At 68.8% G+C, this 20978-nt stretch carries 21 protein-coding genes; 8 read left to right on the plus strand and 13 right to left on the minus strand.

What is annotated here, in order from left to right; translation table 11 throughout:
- The first annotated feature begins 90 nt into the window (after positions 1 to 90).
- Complete coding sequence (locus tag E0H75_RS38990) at positions 91 to 681, plus strand: TIGR03086 family metal-binding protein (protein WP_131360503.1); 591 nt, start codon at positions 91 to 93, stop codon at positions 679 to 681.
- On the opposite strand, the gene E0H75_RS38995 is transcribed toward E0H75_RS38990, so the two are convergent.
- Complete coding sequence (locus E0H75_RS38995; RefSeq protein WP_131518760.1) at positions 631 to 1869, minus strand: FAD-dependent monooxygenase; 1239 nt, start codon at positions 1867 to 1869, stop codon at positions 631 to 633. The two genes, E0H75_RS38990 and E0H75_RS38995, sit on opposite strands and share 51 nt — an antisense overlap.
- A gap of 268 nt (positions 1870 to 2137) precedes the next feature.
- Here E0H75_RS38995 and E0H75_RS39000 point away from each other — a divergent pair, with 268 nt between their 5' ends.
- Positions 2138 to 3100: a hypothetical protein gene (locus E0H75_RS39000; RefSeq protein ID WP_131518761.1), complete on the plus strand. Its 963-nt coding sequence runs from the start codon at positions 2138 to 2140 to the stop codon at positions 3098 to 3100.
- A 57-nt stretch (positions 3101 to 3157) separates the two neighbouring features.
- Here E0H75_RS39000 and E0H75_RS39005 read toward each other — a convergent pair whose 3' ends face one another.
- Complete coding sequence (locus E0H75_RS39005) at positions 3158 to 5179, minus strand: NADPH-dependent 2,4-dienoyl-CoA reductase (RefSeq protein ID WP_131518762.1); 2022 nt, start codon at positions 5177 to 5179, stop codon at positions 3158 to 3160.
- The gene (locus E0H75_RS39010) at positions 5176 to 5718 is read right to left on the minus strand and encodes a PadR family transcriptional regulator (protein ID WP_131518763.1); all 543 of its coding nucleotides are present in this window, start codon (positions 5716 to 5718) and stop codon (positions 5176 to 5178) included. The genes E0H75_RS39005 and E0H75_RS39010 overlap by 4 nt, the downstream gene beginning before the upstream one ends.
- Before the next feature lie 192 nt (positions 5719 to 5910).
- Here E0H75_RS39010 and E0H75_RS39015 point away from each other — a divergent pair, with 192 nt between their 5' ends.
- Complete coding sequence (locus E0H75_RS39015; protein WP_131518764.1) at positions 5911 to 6396, plus strand: cation:proton antiporter regulatory subunit; 486 nt, start codon at positions 5911 to 5913, stop codon at positions 6394 to 6396.
- Between the two features lies 1 nt (position 6397).
- Positions 6398 to 7615, plus strand: a complete 1218-nt coding sequence (locus tag E0H75_RS39020) for a cation:proton antiporter (RefSeq protein ID WP_131518765.1) — start codon at positions 6398 to 6400, stop codon at positions 7613 to 7615.
- Positions 7616 to 7793: 178 nt separating this feature from the next.
- Here E0H75_RS39020 and E0H75_RS39025 read toward each other — a convergent pair whose 3' ends face one another.
- Genes E0H75_RS39025 through E0H75_RS39040 form a run of 4 tightly spaced genes read right to left on the minus strand, consistent with a single transcriptional unit; the run spans position 7794 to position 10934 of the window.
- Positions 7794 to 8351 carry a YdeI/OmpD-associated family protein gene (locus tag E0H75_RS39025; RefSeq protein ID WP_131518766.1) on the minus strand — a complete coding sequence of 186 codons (558 nt, stop codon included), beginning with the start codon at positions 8349 to 8351 and terminating at the stop codon, positions 7794 to 7796.
- Between the two features lie 47 nt (positions 8352 to 8398).
- On the minus strand, positions 8399 to 8884 hold the full coding sequence (locus E0H75_RS39030) for a methylated-DNA--[protein]-cysteine S-methyltransferase (protein ID WP_238163532.1): 486 nt from the start codon (positions 8882 to 8884) through the stop codon (positions 8399 to 8401).
- Positions 8881 to 9435 (minus strand): GNAT family N-acetyltransferase, encoded by a 555-nt coding sequence (locus E0H75_RS39035; RefSeq protein WP_131518767.1) that lies wholly within the window; start codon positions 9433 to 9435, stop codon positions 8881 to 8883. The genes E0H75_RS39030 and E0H75_RS39035 overlap by 4 nt, the downstream gene beginning before the upstream one ends.
- Positions 9432 to 10934, minus strand: coding sequence for a DNA-3-methyladenine glycosylase 2 (locus tag E0H75_RS39040; RefSeq protein WP_272948974.1), 1503 nt, complete (start codon positions 10932 to 10934; stop codon positions 9432 to 9434). Before E0H75_RS39040 ends, E0H75_RS39035 begins: the two co-directional genes overlap by 4 nt.
- A 123-nt stretch (positions 10935 to 11057) precedes the next feature.
- Between E0H75_RS39040 and E0H75_RS39045 the strand changes: the two genes are divergently transcribed.
- The 4 genes from E0H75_RS39045 (at position 11058) to E0H75_RS39060 (ending at position 16410) form a co-directional block, all read left to right on the plus strand.
- Entirely contained in the window at positions 11058 to 11798 is a 741-nt protein-coding gene (locus E0H75_RS39045) for an SDR family oxidoreductase (RefSeq protein WP_131518768.1), read from the plus strand.
- A 31-nt stretch (positions 11799 to 11829) separates the two neighbouring features.
- Positions 11830 to 12642, plus strand: coding sequence for an LLM class flavin-dependent oxidoreductase (locus tag E0H75_RS39050; RefSeq protein WP_131518769.1), 813 nt, complete (start codon positions 11830 to 11832; stop codon positions 12640 to 12642).
- Between the two features lie 74 nt (positions 12643 to 12716).
- A complete protein-coding gene (locus tag E0H75_RS39055; protein ID WP_131518770.1) occupies positions 12717 to 13727 on the plus strand; it encodes a LacI family DNA-binding transcriptional regulator in 1011 nt (336 codons plus the stop codon).
- 34 nt (positions 13728 to 13761) lie between these two features.
- Positions 13762 to 16410 (plus strand): glucosidase family protein, encoded by a 2649-nt coding sequence (locus E0H75_RS39060; RefSeq protein ID WP_238163533.1) that lies wholly within the window; start codon positions 13762 to 13764, stop codon positions 16408 to 16410.
- 487 nt (positions 16411 to 16897) lie between these two features.
- Here the strand turns inward: E0H75_RS39060 and E0H75_RS39065 are convergent, their stop codons facing one another.
- The 6 genes from E0H75_RS39065 to E0H75_RS39090 form a co-directional block, all read right to left on the minus strand.
- Positions 16898 to 17689 carry a hypothetical protein gene (locus E0H75_RS39065; RefSeq protein WP_131518771.1) on the minus strand — a complete coding sequence of 264 codons (792 nt, stop codon included), beginning with the start codon at positions 17687 to 17689 and terminating at the stop codon, positions 16898 to 16900.
- Positions 17686 to 18609, minus strand: a complete 924-nt coding sequence (locus E0H75_RS39070) for an ATP-binding cassette domain-containing protein (RefSeq protein WP_131518772.1) — start codon at positions 18607 to 18609, stop codon at positions 17686 to 17688. Before E0H75_RS39070 ends, E0H75_RS39065 begins: the two co-directional genes overlap by 4 nt.
- The gene (locus E0H75_RS39075; protein ID WP_131518773.1) at positions 18609 to 18968 is read right to left on the minus strand and encodes a GntR family transcriptional regulator; all 360 of its coding nucleotides are present in this window, start codon (positions 18966 to 18968) and stop codon (positions 18609 to 18611) included. The genes E0H75_RS39070 and E0H75_RS39075 overlap by 1 nt, the downstream gene beginning before the upstream one ends.
- A gap of 79 nt (positions 18969 to 19047) precedes the next feature.
- Positions 19048 to 19776, minus strand: a complete 729-nt coding sequence (locus tag E0H75_RS39080) for a GOLPH3/VPS74 family protein (RefSeq protein WP_131518774.1) — start codon at positions 19774 to 19776, stop codon at positions 19048 to 19050.
- Positions 19769 to 19978: a type II toxin-antitoxin system antitoxin gene (locus tag E0H75_RS39085; protein ID WP_131360533.1), complete on the minus strand. Its 210-nt coding sequence runs from the start codon at positions 19976 to 19978 to the stop codon at positions 19769 to 19771. The genes E0H75_RS39080 and E0H75_RS39085 overlap by 8 nt, the downstream gene beginning before the upstream one ends.
- A 9-nt stretch (positions 19979 to 19987) precedes the next feature.
- On the minus strand, positions 19988 to 20899 hold the full coding sequence (locus E0H75_RS39090; RefSeq protein WP_131518775.1) for an SPFH domain-containing protein: 912 nt from the start codon (positions 20897 to 20899) through the stop codon (positions 19988 to 19990).
- Positions 20900 to 20978: the final 79 nt, after the last annotated feature.

Raw genomic sequence — 20978 nt, forward strand, 5'->3', positions numbered from 1 at the left:
GCGGGTTGTCCCTTGCGCCCCACCGATGTCCCTGCCGAAACAGGTTCGTCCGGCCTATGCTCGCCTGGGCAGGCAACGGGAGGAGCACGGATGGACATCCGGGATCTGGATCGGCGGGCCGGCGCAGTTCTGGGCGAGGTGGTGATGCAGATCCGCCCGGAGCACATGTGGTTCCCGACGCCCTGCCCGGACTGGACCGTCCGCGGCCTGCTCCGCCACATCGTCAGCGAGAACGAGGGCTTCGCGGCCGCGGCCCTGAACGGCTCGGCTCCGGTCCAGGCGTGGAACGGCGGCCGCCTCGGTGACAACCCGGCCGGTGCGTACCGGCGGTCCAACGTCGGGGTGGCGGACGCCTTCGCCGACGGCGGGGCGCTGGACCGGCTGATGGAGGTCCGCGAGTTCGGCTCGTTCCCGCGCCGGATCGCACTGACCTTCCACCAGCTCGACTGCGTCGTCCACGCCTGGGACCTGGCCAAGGCCATCGACGTGCCGTACGACCCGCCGCCGGACATGGTCGAGATGGCCCTCGGCCTGGCCCGCCGGATCCCCGACACCGACGTCGCCCGCGGCCCGGGCCTCGCCTTCGAGCGCAGCGTCAAGGTCCCCGGCGACGCTTCCGACCTCGACCAGCTACTCGGCCTCCTCGGCCGCAACCCCGACTGGATCTCCCCCTTCGACTGAGTACTCGGGTAGCTGGATCGCGTCAGGCTTCGCGACGGCCAGCTTCGCCAGCAGGCCGGCGAACAGCCGGGACATCGTCAGCCGGATCGAGGCGTCCCGCAGGCGGATCCCGAGAGCCGTCATCGGCATCGCCATCGTGATCCCGCCGGGCGGCAGTTCCATCCGCTGGTCGACGTACGCCTGCATCCGGGCCTGGTACGCCGGGAACGCGCGAGCGTGATCGCCGTCCGTGATGGCCAGCTCCCCGGCGAGAACGTACCCGCCGACGAGTGACAGCGCGGTCCCGTGCCCGGCGAGCGGCGAACCGCAGTACCCGGCGTCCCCGACGAGAACCACCCGTCCGCGCGACCACTTCGGTACGACGACCCGGCTGGTGCTGTCGAAGTAGAAGTCGTCCGCATCCCGCAGTCCGGCCAGGATGCGCTCGGTGTGCCACCCGAGACCCGCGAACCGCTCCATCAGCAGAGCCTTCTGCGCGTCGATGTCGCGCCGGTCATAGCTGATCACGGGCGAGCGGAAGCTCAACAGCGCCCTTGCGACGCCCGGGTCGTGGTCGGGCCGCAGCCCGACCCAGCGCCCGCCGGGTGCGGAGTAGATCTTCATCCAATGGTTCAGCGGCTCCGGCGCCTCGACGGTGAAGTACGACGTGTAGCCGCCGAGGTGCTGCACGAACTGCTCCTCGGGCCCGAACGCGAGCCGGCGGACTCGCGAGTGCACCCCATCCGCCCCGACGACCAGATCGAACCGTCGCCGCGTCCCGCTCGTGAAGGTAGCGAGCACGCCCGTCGCGTCCTCGTCGAGCGCCGCGATCGAATCGCCGTACAGGTATTCGACGTCGTCGGTGGTCGCGTCATGCAGGATCTGGGCGAGGTCGCCGCGGAGGATCTCGATGTCGGCGACAGGTCCGGCGCCGTCGAGCAGGTCGGCCGGCATCGCCGCCGCCGTGCGCCCGGTGGCCCGGACGTACTCGAGACCGCGTTCGTGCAGCTGCCGCGCCTCGACCGCCGGCATCAGCCCCATCCGCTCGGCGACCACCTTGGAGATCCCGCGGAGATCCACGGTCTGCCCGCCGGCCGGCGGACCCGGCGCGATCTCGACGATCGCCGGCGTGAAACCGTGCCTGCGCAGCCAGTAGGCCAGCGCCGGTCCCGCGATCCCAGCACCGCAGATCAGCACAGTCTTCGTCATCTCGTCCACCCTCTCGTTGGCTAGTGCGCGTACGCCGTACACAGTGCACTGGGTCGGACGGCCTGGGCCAGCGCGCACTAGGGCACTCGGGGGTGGCGCCCTAGTACGCCGCGAGACTGGCCGACGCAGTGAGATAAGGGCCTCGGGCAACCAATCGGCGGCGCGGGTGGGCAAGATTTTTCGGCTGGTGTTGAACCGATCCCGCAGAGCGCACGTGTTCCGCCGTGACACAGACAGACAACAAACGCCTTACGGTTCGGAGGATCTGATGAAGAAGTACCTCGCCGCGACGTTGACCGCCCTTGCTGCCGTCGTGTCGCTGTCGGCCTGCGAGTCGCCGATCTACGGCGCGTTCACGGAAGACAAGCCCGCGGCCGGCAGTACGTCACCTACTCAAGAACCCCAGCAGAACCAGCAGAAACCGGCGAATGGTGCCCAAGGCATCAGTCAGGACGGCGACCAGGAACAGAAGGTGCTGAAGGTCTCGCGGGTACCGGGGCTGACGCCGATCGTGACCAGTGCGACCGGTCGGACCGTGTACAGGTTCGACAACGACTCGGCGAATCCGTCGCAGTCCAACTGCGGCGGCGACTGCCTGAAGTCGTGGGAGCCGGTGCTGGCAGGATCCGGTGTGGTGGTCGAAGGCGGCGGCATCGACGAGCGCCTGTTCGGCACCCTCGACCGGCCGGAAGGCCAGCAGGTCACGCTGAAAGGCTGGCCGCTCTACTACTTCAAGAACGACCTGAGGCTGGGCGAACTCGCCGGTCAGGGTCTGCGCGGACTCTGGTTCGCGGCCAACCCTGAAGGTGGCAAGGCGAAATCGACCAAGCCGGCCGAGACGACCAAGCCGGTGCAGAAGGATGTGCAGACGTTGACGGTCAACGTGGTGGACGGGTTCATGCCGTTCGTCACCAACGAGGCCGGGCGCACGATCTACCGCTTCGACAACGACTCCAACAGCCCGTCGCGGACGACCTGCACGGGTGAGTGCACGAAGAAGTGGGAGCCGGTGCTGGCGGGCAAGAAGGGCGTCAAGGTCCTGAGCTCGAAGATCAACCGGGCGTCGGTCGGCACGATCGACCGGCCGGAAGGCAAGCAGGTCACGCTGAACGGCTGGCCGCTGTACTACTTCCACAAGGACAAGAAGCTCGGCCAGACCGCCGGCTACGGCGTCGGCAACCTCTGGTTCGCCATCGCCCCCGACGGCAAGAAGGCCGCGCGCTGTCTCTGATGGCGCACCCCACAGGTGGCCGGACACCACTCGGTGTCCGGCCACCACCTTGGGTCGCTACAGGGTGAGGGCGAGGCGGGTGGCCTGGTCGATGGCTCGCTTGGCGTCGAGTTCGACTGCGAGGTCGGCGCCGCCGATCACGTGGACGGGGCGACCGGTGGCCACGAGTGCCTCGGCCAGGTCGCGGACCGGCTCCTGACCGGCGCAGACGACGATCGTGTCGACGGCCAGCACGCGGGCCTTCTCGCGCTGCGGGCCGAACGTCACGTGAAGGCCTTCGTCGTCGATGCGTTCGTAGTTCACTCCGCGGAGTTGCTCGACCTGCTTGTTCTTCAGCGCGGCGCGATGGACCCAGCCGGTGGTCTTGCCCAGCCCCGCACCGATCTTCCCGGCCTTGCGCTGCAGTAGATACACCTGCCGCGGTGACGCCTCTGGCTCTGGCGTCGTGAGTCCGCCGCGCGCGATCGTCGGATCGGCGACGCCCCACTCCGACTTCCACACGTCCAAGTCGAGTGTGGGTGACGACTCGGTGGTCAGGAACTCGCTGACATCCACACCGATCCCGCCCGCACCGATGACCGCGACCGTCGCCCCGACGGGCTTTCCGTCGCGGACGACGTCGACGTACGAGAGCACCTTGGGATGGTCGATGCCGGAGATCGCCGGGACGCGCGGTACGACGCCGGTCGCGAGGATGACCTCGTCGAACCCGGCCAGGTCCTCGACGGTCGCGCGCCGGCCGAGATGAAGCTTCACGCCGGTGAGCTCGATTCGCCGCCGGTAGTAGCGGATCGTCTCGGCGAACTCCTCCTTGCCAGGGATCCGCCGCGCGATCCCGAACTGCCCACCGATCTCGTCGTCAGCCTCGAACAACTCGACCTGGTGTCCACGCTCGGCAGCCGTCACCGCCGCGGCCAGCCCGGCCGGCCCAGCACCGACGACAGCGATGCTCTTGGTACGACGGGTCGGCAGCAACTGGAGCTCGGTCTCGCGGGCGGCCCTGGGGTTGACCATGCAGCTCGCCTTCTGCTTGGCGAACACATGATCCAGGCACGCCTGGTTGCAGGCGATGCAGACGTTGATCTCGTCGGCCCGGTCGGTCGTTGCCTTGAGCACCCACTCCGGGTCGGCCAGGAACGGGCGGGCCATGCTGACCAGGTCGGCGTCGCCGCGCGCCAGCACCTCCTCGGCGACCTGCGGAAGGTTGATCCGGTTCGAGGTGACCACCGGGATGGTGACGTGCGGCTTGAACGCCGCCGTCACACTCGTGAAGGCTGCGCGCGGCACGGATGTGACGATGGTCGGGACCCGCGCCTCGTGCCAGCCGATGCCGGTGTTGATGATCGACGCACCGGCCGCCTCGATCTCCTTGCCCAGCGCAACGACCTCGTCCCAGCTCTGGCCGCCTTCGACCAGGTCCGCCATCGACAGCCGGTAGATGATCAGGAAGTCGCGACCGACGCGTTCGCGGGTGCGGCGGACGATCTCGACCGCGAGCCGGCGCCGGTTCTCCGGGCTGCCGCCCCACCCATCCGTCCGCTTGTTGGTGCGCTCGGACAGGAACTGGTTGATGAAGTACCCCTCGGACCCCATGATCTCGACACCGTCGTACCCCGCCTCACGAGCCAGGGCGGCACAGTCGACGTACGCCTTGATCTGTTGGCGGACGCCGCGGTCGGACAGGGCACGCGGCTTGAACGGGTTGATCGGGGCCTTGAGTGCGGAGGCGGAGACGCTGAACGGGTGGTACGCGTAGCGGCCCGCGTGCAGGATCTGCAGGGCGATCCGGCCGCCCTCGGCATGCACGGCGTCGGTGAGGAGGCGATGCTTCCGCGCTTGGCGGCGGCTCGTGAGCATGGAGCCGAACGGGGTGAGCCAGCCGGTGCGGTTCGGGGCGTAGCCGCCGGTCACCATCAGCCCGGCGCCGCCGCGCGCCCGCTCGGCGAAGTACGCCGCCAGCTTCGGCAGGTCCTTCAAGCGGTCCTCGAGGCCGGTGTGCATCGAGCCCATGATCACCCGGTTCGGCAGTACGACGTGACCGAGGTCGAGGGGCTCCAGCAGATGCGGGTATGCGGTCACGACTTGTCCTTCCGCAATGCGTCGATCACTTCGTCACACCAGGCCACGAACGACTCCTCAGCCCGGATCCCGCCCCGGAGTACCAGGTACTGATGCAGGTCGCGCCCGTGCAGCTTGGCCGGCTTCGGGAAGTCGCGGTGCGCGATCCCCCGGTACAGCTCGAGCCGGGTCGCATGCTCGGCCCGATGCCGCTCGACCTCCTGCCGCACCAGGCCAGGCGCGGTGAGTGACGCACCGCGCAGTTTCACGCCCAGACTGTCCCGCAGCACGGCGGGGTCGTCCGGCGTCGCCAGCCAGCGGGAGAGTTCGGCACGACCGGCCGCGGACACGCGGTAGATCTTCTTGTCCGGGCGGCCGTCCTGGGCGATCTCTGTGTGCTTCACCCAGCCGGCCTCCTCCATCCGGCGCAGCACCCGGTAGATCTGCTGGTGGGTGGCCGGCCAGAAGTACCCGATCGAGCGGTCGAACCGCCGGGCCAGCTCGTACCCGGACCCGGCCCGCTCGGTCAGTGAGACCAGAATCGCGTGCTCCAACGCCATGTCCGGCACCCTACCTATGCAACTGGTTGCAGTGCACCTGAGTGCACCAAAGATCACATCCCCGGTTGCACCGGGCTAAGGAAGGAAGGAAGAACGGAAGGGGAGGGGGAAGGTCACCATCAGACACCGGACAGAGGGTTTCGGGGTTTGGGACAATGGTTGCAGACGCCAGCTATTGCGGATCGGAGCATCATGGACCAGCAGGCCCGCCCGACCAAGACGACGTTGCCCGGGATCGGTACCCGGTACGACCTGATCACCGAAGGCGGCAAGCACGTCTCCGTGGTGGTGCACAACGACGGGCGGAGGTTCCTCGGCTTCCACGATCCCGAGGACGACGACAACTGCAAGGACTCGGTCCCCCTCGACCCCGGTGAGGCGGCCGCGCTCGCCCAGCTCCTGATCCCCGCCCCGCTCGACCCGGTCCGCGGTGAGATCGAGATCGACCTCGTCACCGAGCACATCCCGATCACGGCCAAGTCGCCGTACGGCGGCCGCACGCTGGGTGACACCCAGGCGCGCAGCCGGACCGGCGCGTCGATCGTCGCCGTCCTGCGGCGGACCGGCGCGACCCCGTCGCCGACCCCGGACTTCCGCTTCGCGATCGGCGACACCCTCGTCGTGGTCGGCACCCGCGAAGGCGTGGACGCCGTCGCAGACCTGATCGCGGGAGGGTGAGATGCACGAGAACCTCACCGCCCTGCTGATCGAGCTGGGCGCGGTCATCCTGGCCCTCGGCATCCTCGGCCGGATCGCCGGCCGGCTCGGGTTCTCACCGATCCCGCTGTACCTGCTGGCCGGCCTCGCCTTCGGGCATGGTGGTCTCTTGCCGCTGGCGGCCAGCGAGGAGTTCGTTGCCACCGGCGCCGAGATCGGCGTCATCCTGCTGCTGTTGCTGCTCGGCCTGGAGTACACCGCATCTGACCTGGTCGGCACGCTCAAGACGCAGTACGTCTCCGGCGTGGTCGACTTCCTGCTGAACGCGATTCCGGGCGCGGCGGTGGCGCTGCTGCTCGGTTGGGGACCGACCGCCGCAGTCGCGCTGGCCGGTGTCACCTGGATCTCGTCGTCCGGCGTGATCGCGAAGGTGGTCGGCGACCTCGGCCGTCTCGGCAACCGCGAAACGCCTGTGGTGCTGGGGATTCTGGTCCTCGAGGATCTGTCAATGGCCGTCTACCTGCCGATCCTGACCGCGCTGCTCGCGGGTGTCGGGCTGGCAGGCGGCAGCATGACCCTATTGATCTCACTCGGCACCGTCAGCATCGTCCTGTTCCTCGCACTGCGCTACGGCCGGGTGATCAGCCGGGCGGTGTCGTCGGACAACCCGGAGATGCTGCTGCTCGTCGTACTCGGACTGACGCTGCTGGTCGCAGGCATCGCCCAGAAGCTCCAGGTGTCGGCGGCGGTCGGCGCGTTCCTGGTCGGGATCGCGCTGTCGGGCGAGGTGGCGCACGGCGCGCGGAACCTGCTCAGCCCGCTGCGGGACCTGTTCGCCGCGGTGTTCTTCGTCTTCTTCGGCCTGAGCACCGATCCGGCGAAGATCCCACCGGTGCTCGCGATCGCCCTCGCCCTCGCGCTGTTCACCGCGCTCACGAAGATCTTCACCGGCTGGTACGCCGCGCGCCGGGCCGGGGTGGGATCGGCCGGCCGCTGGCGCGCGGGCGGCACGCTGGTCGCCCGGGGCGAGTTCTCCATCGTGATCGCGGGTCTCGCGGTCGGCGTCCAGCCCAAGCTCGGCCCGCTGGCCACGGCGTACGTCCTGATCCTGGTCATTCTCGGCCCGATCGCAGCCCGCTACACCGAACCCATCGCCCGCCGCCTCACCACCCGCAAGCCCACGGCCACCGAAGCCCCCGCCGCCGAACGCCTCGACGACCCCGCCAACACCCCCACCTGACCCCACCCCACCCCGCTCCACCCGACAGCCACTCCCACCGAAACCCGCCGCCTGCTGGGCTGACCCATCAGACGGTGGGTTAACCCACCCGAATCCGATACGCCAACCCACCGTCTACTGGGCCAACCCAGCAGACGCGGCGGCGGGTGCTGAGCGAACTGCGGGGGATGCGGCGGGGTTAGCGGGCGCGGTGGTTGTGGGTTGCTTGGGTGACTGTCTGCGCGATGCGGCCGGCGCGCGTCTCGGGGCGCTTGGCGAGGGTGATCCACTCGAGGATCGCTCGGCGGGACGACGGTGGGAACGCCTGGAAATGCTGGTCCGCCACCGGGTCACCGTCGAGCGCGGCGCGGAGGTCCGCGGGGACGATCAGCTTCTGCGCGTCGGCGAGCAGATCCCACGTGCCGGTCCGCCGAGCGCGGTCGACGAGTTCCTGACCCGCCGGCGTCATCAGCCCCGCTTCCGTCAACCGCTCGACCCGCCCGCGGTTGACCTTGCTCCACGTACTGCGTGGGTTCCGCGGCGTGAAGCACTGGTACGTCGTCCGGTCGTCGCGCCTGATCGTCTTGCTGTCGATCCACCCGAAACACAACGCATGCTCGACCGCCTCCGCCAGGTTCACGCCCGCCGCATCCCGGTGGACGATCAGCCAGACGGACCGCTCGCCCCGGCCGTTCGTCGCCAACCAGGTGCGCCATTCCTTCATATCCGAACAGTTCAGGGCCGCGTCATCGTTCATACCACCGAGCATGCGCCCGATAAGTGCTCACCGATTGAGTACTTATCTCAGAAGAGCGCGTCGCCCCGCTCGTGGTCGAGCAGCGCCTGCTTGCGTTCGAGGCCGCCGCCGTACCCGGTCAGGCTGCCGGTCGAGCCGACCACGCGGTGACACGGGACGATGATGCTGATCGGGTTCTTGCCGTTCGCGAGCCCGACCGCCCGGGACGCCCCCGGCACGAGGCCGAGGATCGCCGCGAGCTCGCCGTACGTCGTCGTCTCGCCGTACGGGATGTCCTGCAGCGCCGTCCAGACCCGCTGCTGGAACGGCGTCCCGGCCGGCTGCAGTGGTACGTCGAACGTCGTCCGCCCGTGCTCGAAGTACTCCGTGAGTTGCTCGGCAACCGCGGGCAGCACCGAGTCGTCGCGCTTGCCGAAGGTCTCCAGCGGCGGGCGATGCCGGTGCTCGACCATGTAGAGGCCGGCCAGCTCGCCGGCGTCGCCCTCCACCAGGGTGAGCGGGCCGACCGGGCTGTCCACCACGGCGTACGTCACTGCGACGCCTCCCACTGGGCGCGGTTGATCCGGTAGAGCACATGCCGCTGCAGCCGGTGCCCGGCAGGCAGACGGACGTGGTCGAAGTCGCCCGCCTCATCGTGCGTCATGCCGATCCGCTCCATCACCCGCTGCGACTTCACGTTCGGGGTCGCGGTGAACGAGACTATCTCGTCCAGACCGGCCGGGCCGAAGCCGTGGGCCAGCGCCGCCCGGGCCGCCTCGCTGGCGTAACCGTTGCCCCAAGCGCCCTTCGCGAGCCGCCACCCGATCTCGACGGCCGGCATGAAGTGCGCCTCGAAACTCGGCACCGACAGCCCGGTGAAGCCGATGAACTCGCCTGTGTCGCGCACCTCCAACGCCCACAGACCCCACCCGCGTTCGTCGATCTCGGGCCGGATCCGGTCGATGAGCGCGTCGCTCTGCTCGCGCGTCTGCGGTGCCGGGAAGTGCTCCATCACCGCCGGGTCCGCGTTCAGCACTGCGAACGGCTCGCGGTCGCTGTCACGCCACTGGCGCAGCAGCAGGCGGTCGGTGGTCAGCTCGGTCATGCTCTCTCCGTCGAGGTCGGTTCCGGGATCTTGTTGATCGCGTGGTCGCCGGTCGCCCAGAGGTACTGCACCGCGTAGGCACGCCACGGCCGCCACGCACGCGCGTGGTCGATCAGGAGTTTGGGGGCCTCGGGCAACCCGAGGTCGCGGGCGGCGTACCGGATGCCCAGATCGCTGGCCACAAAGGCATCCGGGTCACCGAGCGCCCGCATCGCGATCGACTCGACTGTCCACGGACCGATGCCCGGCAGGGCGGTCAGTTGCTCGCGCGCCTTGTCCCAGTCGGCACCGGCGCCGAGGTCGATCTCACCGGCCGCGAGGGTGCCGATCAGCGCGGTGAGGGTCGTACGGCGGGACTTCGGGAAGGCGAGGGAATCGGGATCGAGCCCGGCCAGCGCCTGCATCGTCGGGAACAGATGCGTCAGCCCGCCGCCGGCATCCTCGATCGGATCGCCGTGCTGCACCACGAGCCGATGCGCGTGGGTCCGCGCGGCCGCCGTCGACACCTGCTGTCCGAGCACCGCCCGTACGGCGAACTCCTCGCCGTCAACGGTGTGCGGAACCCGGCGCCCCGGGGCTTTCGCGATCAGCGGCGCGAGGACGGGATCGGTCTCGAGCAGATCGTCGACCGCGATCGGGTCGGCGTCGAGGTCGAGCATCCGGCGGCAGCGACTGATCGCGATCGCGAGGTCGCGCTGGTCGGTCAGCGAGAGTTGGCAGGCGATGTGATCAGGCATCGGCTTCAGCGCGACGACGCCATGCCCATGTGGAAGCCTCAGCGTGCGGCGGTAGTGACCGTCGCGCCACTCCTCGACGCCGGGCACGCCGGTCGCGATCAGATGACCGAAGAGGTTGTCCGGAGTCAGCGGTGCACGGAACGGGAGGCGCAACGAGATGGTGCCTGGGGCAACGGTCGTCGTACCGCGCCGGGCTCGGCGGCGCAGCTCGGTCGGCGAGAGCGCGAACACCTCCTGCACGGTCTCGTTGAAGGTCCGCACGCTGGAGAATCCGGCCGCGAAGGCGACATCGGCCATCTGCAGCTCGCTGGTCTCGACCAGCAGCCGCGCGGTCTGCGCACGCTGGGCACGAGCCAGCGCGAGCGGACCGGCGCCGAGCTCGGCGTGCAACTGACGCTGGACCTGACGGACGCTGTAGCCGAGGTGAGTGGCCAGGCCCGGCACGCCGTCGCGGTCAACGACACCATCGGCGATCAGCCGCATCGCGCGGGCGACCAGGTCGGCCCGGTCGTTCCACTCCGGTGAACCCGGGCTCGCGTCCGGTCGGCAGCGCTTGCAGGCCCGGAACCCAGCCTGCTGGGCGGCCGCCGCACTCGGGTAGAACCGCATGTTCTCGACCTTGGGCGGCACCACCGGGCAACTCGGCCGGCAGTAGATCTTGGTGGTCAGCACCGCGGTGAAGAACCAGCCGTCGAACCGGGCGTCCTTGGACTGGACCGCGCGGATGCATCGCTCCCTGCATTCGTACACGTGCTCCAGCATCCCTGGCCGCACCGACAGTCGCTAGCGAATTTGCGACATCGAGGTGTGGCGGAAAAACGACGCCAGGATCCCGGGTCGGATTTCCGCCAGCTCCGCTCCAGCTGCCCGGCTGGACTGGAGGGCATGAACGAACTGGTTGGCATGAAGGCATTGGTGACAGGCGGAAGCCGCGGGATCGGCGCGGCGACCGCGATCGCGTTGGCAGCGAGTGGAGCGGATGTTGCGGTGACCTACCACCGCTCCGCGGATGCTGCCGCCGAGGTGGTGAAGAAGATCGAGGACCTCGGGCGGCGGGGGTTCGCGTTCGAGGTCGACGCCGCGGACGCAGTGGCCGTGGCCGACGGTGTGCAGCGAGCCGCGGATCAGCTCGGTGGCTTGGACATCCTGGTCAACAACGCGGGCGTCGGGGCGGTCGGTCCGATCACCGACCTCACCCTGGCCGACGTCGACCACGTACTCGCGGTCAACGTCCGTGGGGTGTACGCCGCCACGCAGGCGGCCGTACCGCGACTGTCCGATGGCGGACGGGTGATCCACCTGGGCAGCTGTGTCGCGGCCCGGACCGCCCTACCCGGGATGACGCTCTACGGGATGAGCAAGGCCGCGTTGGTCGGTCTGAGCAAGGGCCTCGCCCGCGAGCTCGGACCGCGGGGCATCACGTCGAACGTCGTCCAGCCCGGACCGATCGACACCGACATGAACCCGGCGGACGGCCCGTTCGCCGAGCCTCAGGCCGCCTTCGTCGCGCTCGAGAGGTTCGGCACCACGGCGGAGGTCGCCGCGGCCATTACCTACCTGGCCGGCCCGCAGGCGGCGTACGTGAGCGGCGCGGAGCTGACCATCGACGGCGGCTACGCGGCCTGATTTGTCGGTGGCCCCGGTTACTGTCACCGGCATGCGATTCTCGGTGACGGTCGGGGCAGTCGGGCACGGACGGGATCCACGCGGTCTCGCCGACCTCGCGCGAGCCGTGGAGGACTCCGGCTGGGACGCGTTGTTCCTGGAGGACTACCTCGTCTACCAGGGCGACGCGACCGAGCCGACGTACGACCCGTGGATCTGTCTGGCCGCGATGGCGGCGGCCACATCACGGATCACGATCGGTACGACGGTCACACCACTGCCTCGGCGGCGGCCCTGGAAGGTCGCGGCCGAGGCAGTGGCGCTGGATCACCTGTCCGGCGGGCGGTTCGTGCTGGGTGTGGGGATCGGAGATCCCGGCGACCCGTTCCTGGGCCGCGTCGGCGAACCCACCGAGCCGAACCAGCTCGCAGAGATGCTGGACGAAGGCCTCACAGTGATTGCCCAACTGTGGAGCGGCGAGCCGGTCAGCTTTGCCGGCAAGCACTACCGGCTCGATGACGTGCAGCTCACCGCACGGCCGGTGCAAGCACCGCGCATCCCGATCTGGGTCGGAGGGAACCTGCTCGTGCCCGCCGTCCGCCGGCGGATCAGACGGTGGGACGGGAGCTGTGCGTACAAGGGCAGCACGGACGCGCCACAGCAGATCACGCCCGACGACGTCCGCAGATTGCTCGCGGAGGTCAAGGCCGAGCGCGGCACGAGCGACGGGTTCGAGATGAAGGTCAGTGGCGGCGACCCCGCGGCTTTCGCGGCCGCGGGGGCGACCTGGTGGGGGCGCTGGATCCCGCCGCTCCCGGCGGACGAGACGTTGGCGATTGTCACGCAGCGTCCACCAGTGCTGTGAGCCGTTGACACGGCCGAGGGTGCGCGGGAGACTGCCGATGTTTTTAACGTTCAAAACATCGGTGGGAGGTCTTCGTGGCTACGTTGAAGCAGGTCGCTGCGCACGCGGAGGTCTCCGTGCAGACCGTGTCGAACGCGTTGAACGCCCCGCACCGACTGCGGCCGGACACCCTCGAACGGGTGAACCGGTCGATCGAACTGCTCAACTACCGGCCCAACCGTAATGCCCGCAGTCTACGCACGAGCGCGGTCGAGCTGATCGGCTACTGCGTTCCCAACTGGCCGAACCAGACCCATCTGGTGATGGACCAGTTCCTGCACGCACTCTGCGCCGCGGCCGAGCGCACCGGCCGCCACATCCTGCTGTTCACCGCCCCACCCGGTGTCGACGGCATGCCGGTGTACGACGACCTGCACGCGCGCCGGCTCGTGGACGGGTTCGTGCTGTCGCAGACCGAGACCCACGACCCACGGCATGGCTGGCTGAAGGAGCAGAAGATCCCGTTCATCTCCTTCGGCCGAGTCTGGAAGGAGACCACGCAACCCGGGCCATGGGTCGACGTCGACGGCGCGGCCGGCTCCGCGATGGCGGTCCGGCACCTGCACGAGGCCGGTCGCCGCCGGATCGCCTTCCTCAGCTGGTCGAAGTCGTCCGGGCTGGCCGAAGACCGCCTCGGCGGCTGGCGCAAGGCCTGCAAAGAGCTCGGGCTGCCCACCTCCGGCCTGGCCGTCCGCTGCCGCGAGGACAGCATCACCGAAGGCGCCCGGGCCACCGCCGAGCTCCTCGACGCGGACCCGTTCCTCGACGGAATCGTTGCCCTGAGCGACATTCTCGCCCTCGGCGCGCTGCGCGAACTCGGTCGCCGCGGCCTCACCCCGGGCGTCGACGTCGGCGTCACCGGCTTCGACGACTCCCCGCTGGCCGACGTGGTCTCCCCCGGCCTGACCAGCCTGCGGCAACCGATGGACGACATCGCCGCCGAACTGATCTCCATCCTCACCGACCCGGACGGCCCGCCGGACGCGTCAACCGAACGCCTACTGCACCCCGAACTGGTGATCAGGGGCAGCTCAGCCCCTGGCTGATGCGGCAACCGCGCCGCGAGAAGGAGGAACCGCCATGACTCCCCGCCCGACCGTCCGACGCAGCACCGCCCCGCCACGCCAGGTCAGACGCCGTACCGTTGGCGTCGCCCTGCTGGCCGCTGCAACAGTCCTCGCCGGCACCGCATCCGCGACCGCCGGCTCAGCACCCCGCAGCACCGGCGGCTCACCGCAGAGCGTCGTACCGTCGGAGCTGTCCGAATCGACCCGGCTGGCGGACCGCCGGTCGCTCGTCGTCGGTGATCGCGCCTACGCGATGGGCGACGAGACCGGTCTCTACCCCGCCACCGGCTGGCACATCCGCGGTGAGATGGGTGGCTTCTGGACCCAGCCGATCAAGATGCTCGACGGGCTGTGGTTCGGCCTCGACGGCGCCTGGCTCGGCAAGGACGTGGCCGCCGCGAAGTACACCAGCGGCCACGGCTACAGCCGGATCGACTACTCCGGTGACGTGAACGTCCGCCGGACCGACTTCGTCCCCGACGGCATCCGCGCCACGCTGGTCGGACTGACCTTCAAGTCCGGTACCGCGAAGACCGTCAAGCTCGATGTGGACGCGCACTCCGAACTCATGGCGTCGTACCCGTGGGGCGGAACGACACCGAACACGGCCGCCGCCAACCTGGCCGACACCGGTGCGTACACCGACGGCTCGCTGCGGTTCCGCGAGCAGGGCACGCCGTCGTACCCGAACGCGACCGCGCACGACTACGCCGCGTTCGTCGGATCGTCCCTGCGTCCGACGGACCACGCACTGGGTCCGGACCATCGCGGCCCGCAGGACCCGGCGGTAATCTGCCCGGCCGACGGTTTGACGCCCGCACGGTGTGACGACTCGCTGGTCGGGAAGGGCACCGGCGGCCGGCTGACGTACGACGTACAACTCGCACCGGGCAAGGAGAAGACCGTCTGGTTCGCGGTAGCCGGATCCGACACGGGCGTGTCCTCGGCACAGCGTGAGTACGGCCGGGCGTTGAGCAACCCGGACAAGTTGCTGAAGGCAAAGGCTGACGAGCGGCGGCAGATCGACAGCATGTCAGTGGTGGAGCTGCCTGGTGATCCACTGCTGCAGCAGAGCGTCGAGTGGAGCAAGCAGAACCTCGCCGACTCCGTGCAGGAGGCGCGCAACCTGCGCGTCCGCGACGTCAACGAGGGCAAGGACTACCCGGCACCGGCCGGCACGGTCAACACCGCACGCTGGTTCGGCGCCGGCTTCCCGGACTACCCGTGGCTGTTCGCAACCGACGGTGAGTACACCGCGTTCGCCGCGGTCGCGGCCGGTCAGTTCAGCACGGTGAAGGACCACATCAAGGCGTTGCGGGATGTCAGCGACATCCTCAACGACCGCAGCGGCAAGGTCGCGCACGAGGTCGTCCCGACCGGTGATGTGTACTTCGGCTCGAACCAGAGCGCGGGGAACACCGACGAGACGGTGAAGTTCCCGAGCATCGTCGCGCTGCTGTGGAGGTGGACCGGCGACGACCGGTTCCGCGACGACATGTACGACTTCAGCGTCCGCAACTTGCAATACGTCTACCGCGTACTGGACAAGGACAGCGACGGCTGGCCCGAGGGTCTCGCCAACGTCGAGCGCGCCGGGATGGGCGTGGAGAAACTCGACAGCACCGTCTACCTCGCCCGTGGGCTGCGCGACCTCGCCGACCTGGCCGTGTCGAAGCACGACACCAAGGTCCAGCAGTGGGCGACCACCCGCGCGAACGACCTCGAGTCCCGCTTCGAGGCGCAGTGGTGGGTCTCGCAGGCGATGGGGTACGCCGACTCCGTCGACGACCCGGCGAACCCCGCGAACGACAACACGCCGATCTTCCAGCGGCACTGGATCGGCGTCACTCCGATGGAGGCCGAGCTGGTCCGGCCCGGCAAGCCGGTGTCCCCGCTGGCTTCTCCGGAGCACGCGGCCACCGCACTCGACCAGCGCGAGAAGCCTTGTTACACAGGCGAATTCGGACTCTTCCACACCGGCACCGGACCGACGTCGGATCCGGCCGGCAACCCGGGTGCCTCGTGTGACCCGATCGTCTCGCAGGTGAAGAGCGAGCGCAGCATCTTCTCGCTGAACACGTCGATCATGGCCGTTGCGGAAGGCAACTACGGCCGTCTCGGCACCGGCCAGCAGCAGGTCTACACCACCGGCAACGCCCGCATCCAGCTCGACCCGAACGTGTGGGAGACGCCGGGGGCGATGCCGGAGATCGCGCCGTCACCCGACTCGGCGGCGAACATCGGCCGGCCGTTCTACGACCGCTCGATGGCACTGCAGGCGTGGGGTACGTACGGCGTACTGTGGCCGGTCGTGCACCAGCAGCTCGGCGTGGACCCGGACCTCGGCCACGGCCGGGTCTCGATCGTTCCGCAGCTTCCGGAGGGCCAGCAGAAGGTGGCCGGAAGCAACATCCAGCTCGGCCGTGGATCGGTCGATGTGTCCGCACGCCTTACAGGCAAGGAATTGCGGACCGATGTCAAGGTGAAGGGTGTCGGGGCAAAGGTCACCATCGGCGCCGTACTTCCGGCCGGTGCGAGCGTGAAGAGTGTGTCGCTCGACGGCCACAAGGCGCAGTACAAGCTCGTCACCACGACACGTGGAGTGGAGGTGCAGGTAGCGACCCGGGGATCGTCCTCGGCGCTGAAGATCACCCTCTCCTGACCCACTGACTCCGGGGTCGTGGCCGAGGCGGGCACGACCCCGGATCGCCGGCCGGCGCACAACCGTTCTGTGCGCCGGCCGGCTTTCGTGTGTCTGTTTTTCGGCACCTGCGAGTGCCGTTAGACGGGGTCCCGAACGTGAAGCGGGGCCCCTCCGAGTATGAGTCGGAGGGGCCCCGCATTAGCTGAAGGAAGGTGACGTCTCCAGCCTCCCGAACGAGTCCGTAGGACCGGCAGACCCCGTCACCGGTCTACCTCAGTGGGGATCCCCACTGCGAGGGGCCCCGGTTTTCGCTCGACCCGCCGCTCCTGTGCAGAAACAGCGTGTCGACATTTCTACCGCCGTCGGCCAGGGTCGCACAACCCCTTCCTGCCAACAGTTTGCGCCACTTTGCCACCTGCCGCCTGTTCTCCACAGCGACCCGGCAACCGTCCACAGATATCGTCCAACTTATGCACACCCCCTGTGCATAACATCGGTCGTTCGATCAACCCTTCGCCGGCTTGAGCGCCAGCGGTCGCACTACGAGATAGCCGGCGTACAGCCCGAGAGCGGCGACCGCGAGGATGGAAGGAACAGCGACGGCCAGTGGCGGGCGCTGGTACCCGATGGAACTCAGCGGGTCGGCGAGCCATTGGGCGATGAGGAAGAACTCGGCCGCCGCGGCCGGGATCACAGCCAGCGGTAGGAGCAACACACCGCGCCAGAAACCGAACCGGACGAAGGTGATGCCGAGCAACCACCCGGCCACCTCGTGCGAGAGGATCAGCAGGAAGAACTCGGCGAACACCAGCCCGACCTGCGACGTAGTGGTGAACAGATGCGGGTTGGTGAACGTCTCAGGCCAGTCCTGCCAGCTGTAGAGCAAGTGCTCGATCTGGTAGGCGGCCACCCACAGCACCGCGGTGGCGACCGCGGCGAGCGTGAGGTAGATGCCAGCAGCAACGGAGAACATCCGCCGGGTGACACCCTGGGCGACGAGCAGCGGGAAGTACGCCGGTGTGAGGGTGATGCCGAGTGCCATCGAGAAGTACTTCGGCGACTGGGTGCCGTAATCCCACACACTGTGGTCGACCGTCCCGGTCGCCAGCTGGATGATGAGGCTCACGGCGAGGAACGCCACCACCATCACGATCCAGTAGCCGACCAGCATTTGCCGCATCCCGATCACCATCGACAGCAGCACCTGGCGCAGCCGATGCAGGCTGGTGACACCTCTCGGCAACACGGCCGTTGCCGGCGCGGTCGTCGTACTGCGGTTGTCCAGTGCCGTGCTCATGCGCGAACTCCGGTCGGGGCGGTGAGGTGGACGAACAATTCCTGGAGTCCGACCGGGCCGATCTCGAGACCGGCCGCGGTGGCCCGCGTCACCAGGGCTGGATCGAGGTCGCCGAGGACGGTGGTGGACTTGGTGCCGCCGAGCCGTTCCTGCGCGAGGACAGTGAAACCGGAGGTGAACTCGTCGACGGCCGCGGCCGGACCGACGATCGACGCACCGCGACCGCGCAGGGTGTCCACCGGTGCCTGGGTCACCAGGCGGCCGTTGTCGAGGATGACGACCTCCTCGAGCATCGCGCTGACCTCGCTGACCAGGTGTGTCGACAGCACGATCGTGCGCGGCACCTCGGCGTAGTCGGCGAGCAGCGCGTCGTAGAAGAGGGTGCGGGACGGAACGTCCATCCCGAGGTAGCTCTCGTCGAAGATCGTCAGTGGTGCACGGCTGGCCAGGCCGAGGACGACACCCAGCGCGGACTTCTTGCCGCGCGACAGCTTCTGCACCTTCTTGTTCAACGGGATCTCGAAACGGTCCATCAGATTGCCGGCGAGCTCGGAGTCCCAGTACGGACGCAGACTCGCGGCGAGATCGATCGCGCGCCGGACCGGCGCCGCGCCGACCAGGTCACCGGACTCACGGATCAAGCAGACCCGGCTGGTGGCGACGGCGTTCTCGTACGGCTCGTGCGCCGCACCGATGTCGCCGGATCCGAGCAGCACCCGGCCTTCGTCCGGGCGCCGGAAGCCGGCCAGGGTCGCGGCGAGCGTGCTCTTCCCGGAACCGTTGCGGCCAAGCAGACCGTGGATCTTGCCCGGCGCCAGGCGCAGGTCGAGCCGATCGAGTGCCGGCACGCCGCCGAACCGGACCGACAGGTTCTCGGTCCGCACAGACAGGGCGGTGTCTTCGAGCGTGCTGGTGGTCATCAGGCTTCTCCGTAGGTGCGGATGTGCTGGACGACATCCTTGAGCGGTACGCCGATCGCCTTGGCCTCCCGGATCATCGGGTCGACCACGTCGGCGAAGAACGAGTCCTGCCGGCCGGTGCGGAGCAGGAGGCGGGCGTTCGGGCTGACGAACATCCCGATCCCGCGCTTCTTGTAGAGCACGCCCTCGTCGACCAGTTGGGCGAACCCCTTGGCCGCGGTCGCCGGGTTGATCCGGTAGAACGCGGCGTACTGGTTGGTCGACATGACCTGTTCGTCCTCGGCGAGGGCGCCGGTCACGATGTCGTTCTTGATCTGCTCCGCGATCTGCAGATAGATCGGACTCCGATCGTCGAACACCACGGCCCCCCTCTCTCTCTACGATCGCTCGGTCCACCGGTTCATTACTTGAGTAACGAACCATAGCACCTCATGAGGGTCAGCCGGCTGCGGCGTACGACGACTGCTGCAAAGACTTCTTCAGCGCCGGTACGACGGGCCCGACCCGGACGCCGAGTTGCGCCAGCCGGTCCTTGTGACGATTGCGCTGGTCCTTGGTGACGACCGTGCGCAGATCCGCGGTCGCGGCCAGGACGACGACCGCCGCGTCACGGAGGTCGACACGTGTGACCAGCCGGGACGGGCGGAGGGTGTCCGTCGCACTCTGAAGCACCTGGCGCCGGATCAGCGGATGCCGGAGCGTGATGCGATGGGCCGGGAACAGACCGAGGACGCGGTACGACTCGACCCTGATCAGGTAGGCACGCTCCAGGTCGCTGCGGACTTCGCGGACGATCGCGCGCTGCCGACGGTCGACCCAGGTCTTCCACTTGCGGGGACCTCGGCTGCCGATGTCGGCCAGGATCCCTGCCAGGACCTGATCGTCCGGTACGGCGAGCTTCGTCAGCCGGGCACGACCGTTGTCGTCGGCAAGGTTCCCGGCGAGCTGGAGGTCGACCAGCGCGGCCGCGCGGAGCAGCTTGCCAAGCTTCGAGGTGTTCGTCAGGCGACCCTTCATCGGGTCGTAGGCGAGCAGGAAGACCCTTGCTGCCAAGGCATCCGGCGCCTTCGCCTTGCCGAGGGCAACAGTCTTCCGGGCACGTGCCGGGCGTCGGGTCGGGACACTCCGGGCGGGCCGCCGCAGCGGCGTCACCACAGCTCTACTCATGGTCTTCCTCCTTGGCCGGACGGCCCGGGCGGCGGATCTTGCCGACACCTGACGGCAGCCGGCCGGCATCGGCCAGCGCCCGCCGGAGCAGGTACTCGATCTGTGCGTTGGTGCTGCGCAGGTCGTCGGCCGCCCACCGGGCCAGCGCGTCATGCACCACGGGATCCAGCCGGAGCAGGATCTTCTTGCGTTCGACGGCCACGGCGCCCGCTCACTGGTAGAGCGAGCCGGCGTTGACCACCGGTTGGGCATCCCGGTCGCCACACAGGACCACCATCAGGTTGCTGACCATGGTCGCCTTGCGCTCCTCGTCCAGGTCGACCACCTCGTGCTCGGACAGCCGGGCCAGGGCGAGCTCGACCATGCCGACCGCGCCCTCGACGATCCGCTGCCGGGCCGCGACGACCGCGCCGGCCTGCTGGCGGCGCAGCATCGCCTGGGCGATCTCCGGTGCGTACGCGAGGTGGGTGATGCGCGACTCGATCACATGCACCCCGGCCGCCTGCACCCGCGCGGCGATCTCGGCCGACAGCGTCTCGGTGATCTCGTCGGTGCTGTCCCGCAGCGACAGGCCACCCTCGTCGGAGTGCACGTCGTACGGGTAGCTGTTGGCGATGTGCCGGACCGCGGTCTCGGTCTGGATCGCGACGAACTCGACGAAGTCGTCCACCTCGAACATCGCCTGCGCGGTGTCCTCGACCTGCCAGACCACCACCGCGGCGATCTCGATCGGGTTGCCGTCGGAATCGTTGACCTTGGCAACGGCCGTCTCGTGGTTGCGGATCCGGGTGGAGATCTCGCGCCGCTGGGAGATCGGGTTCACCCAGCGCAGACCGTCGGTGCGCAGCGTCCCGGCGTACCGACCGAGGATCTGCAGCACGCGAGCGCGGCCCGGCGAGACCGGCGTCAACCCGGCGCCCACGATCAGGCCGGCCAGGAAGATCAGCACGGAGACGGCGGTCAGCACGCCCTGGTCCTGGCTCACGCCGATCACGAACAACGCCACGGCGCCCACCACCAGCACGAACGCCAGCCCGGCCATCGGCCACCCGTTGACCTCCCAGGCGCCCCGCTCGGTCACCTTCGGCTTCGGCATCTCCACCGCAACATCCACGTCCGCCATCACCAGCTCCTCTCGAATATCCCCAAGGTAGCAAAGTGATATCACTTTAACAAGCGATCGAGTCGCTGGCGGGTTCTGT

This window comes from Kribbella capetownensis (assembly GCF_004331485.1).
Lineage (GTDB): Bacteria > Actinomycetota > Actinomycetes > Propionibacteriales > Kribbellaceae > Kribbella > Kribbella capetownensis.

What these genes read in the sequence shown, in the direction of transcription:
- E0H75_RS38995 (WP_131518760.1), bottom strand. Translation starts at nt 1,869, where the DNA reads ATGACGAAGACTGTGCTGATCTGCGGTGCTGGGATCGCGGGACCGGCG.
- E0H75_RS39060 (WP_238163533.1), top strand. Translation starts at nt 13,762, where the DNA reads ATGACTCCCCGCCCGACCGTCCGACGCAGCACCGCCCCGCCACGCCAG.
- E0H75_RS39010 (WP_131518763.1), bottom strand. Translation starts at nt 5,718, where the DNA reads ATGGCGTTGGAGCACGCGATTCTGGTCTCACTGACCGAGCGGGCCGGG.
- E0H75_RS39050 (WP_131518769.1), top strand. Translation starts at nt 11,830, where the DNA reads ATGCGATTCTCGGTGACGGTCGGGGCAGTCGGGCACGGACGGGATCCA.
- E0H75_RS39015 (WP_131518764.1), top strand. Translation starts at nt 5,911, where the DNA reads ATGGACCAGCAGGCCCGCCCGACCAAGACGACGTTGCCCGGGATCGGT.
- E0H75_RS39080 (WP_131518774.1), bottom strand. Translation starts at nt 19,776, where the DNA reads ATGAGTAGAGCTGTGGTGACGCCGCTGCGGCGGCCCGCCCGGAGTGTC.
- E0H75_RS39000 (WP_131518761.1), top strand. Translation starts at nt 2,138, where the DNA reads ATGAAGAAGTACCTCGCCGCGACGTTGACCGCCCTTGCTGCCGTCGTG.
- E0H75_RS38990 (WP_131360503.1), top strand. Translation starts at nt 91, where the DNA reads ATGGACATCCGGGATCTGGATCGGCGGGCCGGCGCAGTTCTGGGCGAG.
- E0H75_RS39090 (WP_131518775.1), bottom strand. Translation starts at nt 20,899, where the DNA reads ATGGCGGACGTGGATGTTGCGGTGGAGATGCCGAAGCCGAAGGTGACC.
- E0H75_RS39045 (WP_131518768.1), top strand. Translation starts at nt 11,058, where the DNA reads ATGAACGAACTGGTTGGCATGAAGGCATTGGTGACAGGCGGAAGCCGC.
- E0H75_RS39035 (WP_131518767.1), bottom strand. Translation starts at nt 9,435, where the DNA reads ATGACCGAGCTGACCACCGACCGCCTGCTGCTGCGCCAGTGGCGTGAC.
- E0H75_RS39040 (WP_272948974.1), bottom strand. Translation starts at nt 10,934, where the DNA reads ATGCTGGAGCACGTGTACGAATGCAGGGAGCGATGCATCCGCGCGGTC.
- E0H75_RS39065 (WP_131518771.1), bottom strand. Translation starts at nt 17,689, where the DNA reads ATGAGCACGGCACTGGACAACCGCAGTACGACGACCGCGCCGGCAACG.
- E0H75_RS39020 (WP_131518765.1), top strand. Translation starts at nt 6,398, where the DNA reads ATGCACGAGAACCTCACCGCCCTGCTGATCGAGCTGGGCGCGGTCATC.
- E0H75_RS39070 (WP_131518772.1), bottom strand. Translation starts at nt 18,609, where the DNA reads ATGACCACCAGCACGCTCGAAGACACCGCCCTGTCTGTGCGGACCGAG.
- E0H75_RS39025 (WP_131518766.1), bottom strand. Translation starts at nt 8,351, where the DNA reads ATGAACGATGACGCGGCCCTGAACTGTTCGGATATGAAGGAATGGCGC.